Annotated in this window: 3 protein-coding genes and 1 pseudogene; all 4 read left to right on the top strand. The window is 62.1% G+C overall.

The window, feature by feature from the left end:
• Window positions 1-380: 380 nt before the first annotated feature.
• Window positions 381-761 carry a hypothetical protein gene (locus EOW65_RS19735; protein ID WP_128152377.1) on the top strand — a complete coding sequence of 127 codons (381 nt, stop codon included), beginning with the start codon at window positions 381-383 and terminating at the stop codon, window positions 759-761.
• Entirely contained in the window at window positions 758-916 is a 159-nt protein-coding gene (locus EOW65_RS20055; protein ID WP_164880177.1) for a hypothetical protein, read from the top strand. Before EOW65_RS19735 ends, EOW65_RS20055 begins: the two co-directional genes overlap by 4 nt.
• 358 nt (window positions 917-1,274) lie before the next feature.
• Window positions 1,275-2,424: pseudogene (locus EOW65_RS19730) on the top strand (IS3 family transposase).
• 4 nt (window positions 2,425-2,428) lie between these two features.
• Window positions 2,429-2,704 carry an ATP-binding protein gene (locus tag EOW65_RS19725; RefSeq protein WP_276319614.1) on the top strand — a complete coding sequence of 92 codons (276 nt, stop codon included), beginning with the start codon at window positions 2,429-2,431 and terminating at the stop codon, window positions 2,702-2,704.
• The last annotated feature ends 325 nt before the right edge of the window (window positions 2,705-3,029 follow it).

Genomic DNA, 3,029 nt, shown 5'->3' with positions numbered 1-3,029 from the left:
AACCCGTTCCCAAATTTTCGCTTGCTTTCCAGTGCCTTGCGGCGCCTTCCGGCCACCGGCGCGGTGTGTTCCGCTTCGGTGAGGGGCTATTTACGGATCACCTCCCGACTCCGCAAGAGACTTTTTCACTTTTCTCGACGATTTCTCGCGCCCCCTGCCAAAACCCCCTGCTTTCATTGACCCCACGCCCAACATCGCAAAGGGCGGAAATGTCGCGCAGAGGCGCAGGCGACCGATTGTTGCGAGAACAGACACGCCAACGAAAGAAATCACGGCAGAACCGCCGCTCACCCCCGACTCGATCCCCGAAAGAAAGAGAATCGAACCGCAAGGGATCGAAAATCCAAGTCTCGTTCTTCCCCGCCGAGCGGAGACCTATGGTGGCCAAGGAAGTGGATCATCCGTTCCGCGGCGCTCTGCCCCAGACCAGACCATGGATCTACGGAACCTTGCGGCAAGGTCGTCTACGTCGAACCGATCACCACCTACGAGGTCGCCGTGCGGTGCGCCGAGTACGCGGAGCGCAGTTGCGGTGGCGTCGCCCGTTTACCGTGAAGGTGCTGCCCTTGAGCGGCAGGGAAGCGCAGTCTCTCGGGTTGCTGCCCGAGGGCAACCTGTTCGACCAACTGTCGCCGTACGCGCATCACCAGTGGCGGGAGAGAATCCGCAAGACCTGTGCTGAGGTGGGCATAACCACCAAGGACGCGGACGTGCTGGCGGACGTGTACGACACGATGCAACTCATGGGAGGTGTGCATTGAACCGCGCTTCCCGCCCCTACCAATGGCTGAGCACCGCGCCAAACGCGGAACCGGCCCCGGTGCAGGACGACGCGGACGAGCGGCACATCAGCTATTCGGGCGGACGCGCCTTCCGCCGCGAGACCGCGCGCGACGAACCGGCACCGGAGGCGTGACGCTGGAACGGCGGGGTGCACCGCGAGCCTGTGCTGGACTTGGATCGGCCCCCGCCCGCCGTGGTGAGGTCGGTCGGCTGGAACCGCTGCCTGCGGTGCCGTGAACCGTTCTGGAGCGCTGACGTTGTCGCCATCCGCCTGTGCGGAGGGTGCAAGTCAGCCGATCACTAAACCTGCCGGGTCTTGCAGGAGGGCACGAGCGGAGCGCGGGTCGCCATACCACCTGCGACGAGGGCAGCGGTGCGTACCTCGTTAATCCAACGACCGCAGCCGTCGGCGGGGGGCCTTCGCCGCTTGAGCTGCTGCCGGTTTCGTGGACACGAAGATAAGATCGTGACCAAGGCAACGGAGATCGGACATGGTGAGACGGAAGTTCACGAAGGAGTTCAAGTTTGAGGCTGTAAAGCTGGTGACGGAGCGGGGCGTTGCGGTGGCGCAGGCAGCCCGTGATCTGGATCTGGCCGAGAGCATGCTGCGGCGATGGATGCGGGAGGCCTCGGCGGCACCCGTTACGGCGTTCCCTGGCAATGGCCAGCAGCGTGCCGAGTTGGCAGAGATCGCAGCCCTGAAGAAAGAGGTCGCCAAGCTCAAGGCGGAGCGTGACATCCTAAAAAAGGCCGCAGCATACTTCGCGAGGGAAGCGACATGAGGTTCGCCTTCATCGCGAAGCACAGGCATATCTGGCCGGTCAGCTGGCTGTGCGAGGTTCTGGACGTCTCACGCTCGGGCTTCCATGCATGGCTGAACCGCCCTCTCAGTGACCGCGCGCTCCTTGATGCGAAGCTCGTCGCGGCCATCGACACGAGCTTCAAGGCCAGCGACCGGACCTATGGCGCCGGGCGTGTCTGGCATGACGTCCTTGAAGAGGGTCTGATCTGCGGCCTCCATCGGATCGAGCGGTTGATGCGCCAGAATGCATGGAAAGCACGCCCAAAGCGGCGCGGAAAGCCTGGGGACGATGGCGAACGATCGATCATCGCAGATAATATCCTCGATCGCGATTTCGAAGCGGATCGCCCGAACCAGAAGTGGCTGGCTGACTTTACCTACATCTGGACAGCCCAGGGCTGGCTCTACGTCGCGGTCGTGCTGGACCTGTTCTCTCGCCGTGTGGTCGGCTGGTCGATGAAGGCCGAGAGGGATGCCACGCTGGTCATGGACGCCCTGATGATGGCCGTCTGGCGCCGCGGCAAGGTGGACGCCCTGCTGCACATCACTCGGACCAGGGATCGCAATACACCAGCGAGCAGTTTCAGCGCCTGCTGGCCGACAATGGCATCACTTGTTCCATGAGCCGGGCCGGGAACGTCTGGGACAATTCTGCGATGGAGAGCTTCTTTTCGTCGCTGAAAATCGAGCGCACCAACCGAAAGGTCTATCGTGGACGGGACGAAGCCCGCGCAGACGTATTCGACTACATTGAGCGCTTCTATAACCCGCGCAGACGGCATTCGAAACTGGGCTATCTTAGCCCCATGGAGTTCGAGGCTCGTGCTATGCTAGCTTAACGCGCTGTCCACGAAACCGACAGCAGCTCACCTCGACGACTTCGGGAAGGTTGCGATGAGCGAAACCGAGAAATCGATCCTGTTCGACATCATCGAAGACCGAAGCGGGACCCTGTCGACCATCATCGTCGGCCAGCGCCCCTATAACGATTGGCATGGCTTCATCGACAATCCGGTCATCGCAGACGCGATCCTCGACCGCCAGTCGCGCGACCGCCATCACATCAAGCTGCGCGGCGAGTCACTGCGCCGTCGCGAGGCTAGTTTCGACGGTCTGTAACCTCGCCCCCCTTCGGCGCCGAAGTTGACGCAACCCGGCGCCGAAGACTAATGCAATCGGCTGCGGAAACCTGATGCAACGTGGTGCCGAAAGTCATGCGAGCGTGCAGCCACTCTCGTCTGCGCGTCGCGCCATGCTTGCGCGAAAGCCATTCGCCATCACCTCGAAAGCGGATCCCAGTACTGTCGATCAGCAAATTCTGAGCTACTCCCGATCCCTTGGACAGTTTCCGGGATGATTTAAGCTACTCTCTGCGCCTGCTGGTCGGTTTCGATCTGGTTGAAGTAGACCACGGCGGGCGGCTTTCCGCCATGGGCGGCGTGGG

This window comes from Paenirhodobacter ferrireducens, from assembly GCF_004022265.1.
Taxonomy (GTDB): Bacteria; Pseudomonadota; Alphaproteobacteria; order Rhodobacterales; family Rhodobacteraceae; genus Rhodobacter; species Rhodobacter ferrireducens.
This window is presented reverse-complemented; position numbering and strand designations above follow the sequence as displayed.